Annotated in this window: 2 protein-coding genes; both read left to right on the top strand. The window is 37.6% G+C overall.

Annotation, left to right across the window (positions count from 1 at the left end; translation table 11 throughout):
* Positions 1–288 precede the first annotated feature (288 nt).
* Positions 289–687, top strand: coding sequence for an HTH domain-containing protein (locus tag ACTQ45_RS13525; RefSeq protein ID WP_153862753.1), 399 nt, complete (start codon positions 289–291; stop codon positions 685–687).
* On the top strand, positions 657–1670 hold the full coding sequence (locus tag ACTQ45_RS13520) for an IS3 family transposase (protein ID WP_153862752.1): 1014 nt from the start codon (positions 657–659) through the stop codon (positions 1668–1670). Before ACTQ45_RS13525 ends, ACTQ45_RS13520 begins: the two co-directional genes overlap by 31 nt.
* Positions 1671–1754 lie beyond the last annotated feature (84 nt).

Here is a 1754-nt window from a genome sequence, read left to right as displayed (position 1 = left end):
TAAAATGGACCCTATAGAATGGACAGTGATTTTTACGGCCTCATAAAAATATAGACAGCGTGGAATAAGATAGATATATTATCTGTACACTAATAAAAAGGCTAGCTTGTTTGAATAGACACAAACGAATAAGGTGCTTGTTTTTTACAGACACTACTAACTCGTCCAGTTTTTCTAACAGACACGTTCGACAAGGCCACATATTTAGCTAGACAGCTAAATAAAGGCTTAGCGTGTACTTTATTCAGTATTTCATTATGAAGCATTTTAAACAAAGGAGTCCATACTATGGCCAAACACATTTTAACTCAAGAACACATCGATCAATTAAGAGTATCGCCTTATATTTTATCAGTCACACAGTCACAGATTCGTTACACTGACGAGTTAAAAGCACTCTATTATCAACAAAAAGACCAATTTGAATCGGGAATGGACTGGTTACGCTCTATTGGTTTAGGTCCAGAATTAATTGGGAGAAAACGTGCTGCCAGCCTGATTACTCTCTTAAATCATTACCCTAATTACCAAGCCTATTTAGAGGCTAAAAAAGCCAAAAATGATCCAATGAAAATAAGTGATAAGGAACGAATAAAACGATTAGAACATCAACTCAAGTATGTTGAACAAGAGAATCGATTCTTAAAAAAAAACATTTGGATCGATCAGATGCAGGACACGCCTTAAGCAACACGCAGGTTAAGTATAGTTTAATTGAAGCAACGCTAAATGAAGCAGGTAACCTGTTATCTTTATATTGGCTCTGCAAGGTTGCGGGCGTGTCTCGCTCTGGCTATTATAATTGTCTGAACGTGACAAGACCTAATCAGCAACAACGAGATCAAGCGGATCAAGAAGATTTCAAAACCATCTTAAAAGCGTTTTTTAAGCACCGTTATCAAAAAGGAAGTCGCAGTATTCACATGACTTTATTGCATGAACAAACGGTCATGAATCGTAAAAAGATTTTACGCTTAATGCGCAAGTATGGGCTCTACTGCAAGCATCGTAGACCCCGTACCCGTAAACGAATTATTCGAGAAACTCAAGAATATTCCATCAAACCGAATCTCGTTCAACGACAGTTCAAAGCCTTTGGTCCACGAACTGTTTTATTAACAGACATTACTTATTGCTTATATGGTCAGGATAAGCGAGCTTATTTATCCACCATCAAGGATGCTTATACAAATGAAATCTTAGCGTACCAACTCAGCGCTTCTTTAGAAGTTGAATTCGTCCTCGCCACGATTAATCAGTTAATTGAAGAAGAAGGCATGACGTTGAATCATGAGACGATTATCCATTCAGATCAAGGTTCACACTACACGAGTATGAGATTCCAAGAACTACTTGAGGATCATGACCTGATTCAATCGATGTCTCGACGTGGTAACTGTTGGGATAATGCCCCTCAAGAATCATTCTATGGTCATATGAAAGACGAAGTAGATATCGCAGGATGCCAGACATTTGAAGCATTACAAGCAGCTATCGATCACTATATGAACTATTACAACCATGATCGCTACCAATGGGGCTTAGCTAAATTAGCTCCTCGTCAATACTATGAATTTGTGACAACAGGCTATTATCCATTAGCTGATTTAATTGAAACACCAGAAATTCCAGCAGTCAGAACTTGTGATGTGAATGAAAGTGCAATGTAAATTGAAGGTTAAACCTTATAAAAGGGAGGTTTTTAAAAAAGAGAGGCCGTTTTGAAAAATGTCCTTGACTAAGGGTCCAATTTA

This window comes from Fundicoccus sp. Sow4_D5 (genome assembly GCF_052116365.1).
In the GTDB taxonomy this organism is placed as follows: Bacteria; Bacillota; Bacilli; order Lactobacillales; family Aerococcaceae; genus Fundicoccus.
Note: the sequence above shows the minus strand (reverse complement) of the source record. Positions and strands in the feature narration are given on the sequence as shown.

Excerpts from the sequence above, each read along its gene's own strand:
- ACTQ45_RS13525 (WP_153862753.1), top strand. The coding sequence starts at position 289 with ATGGCCAAACACATTTTAACTCAAGAACACATCGATCAATTAAGAGTA.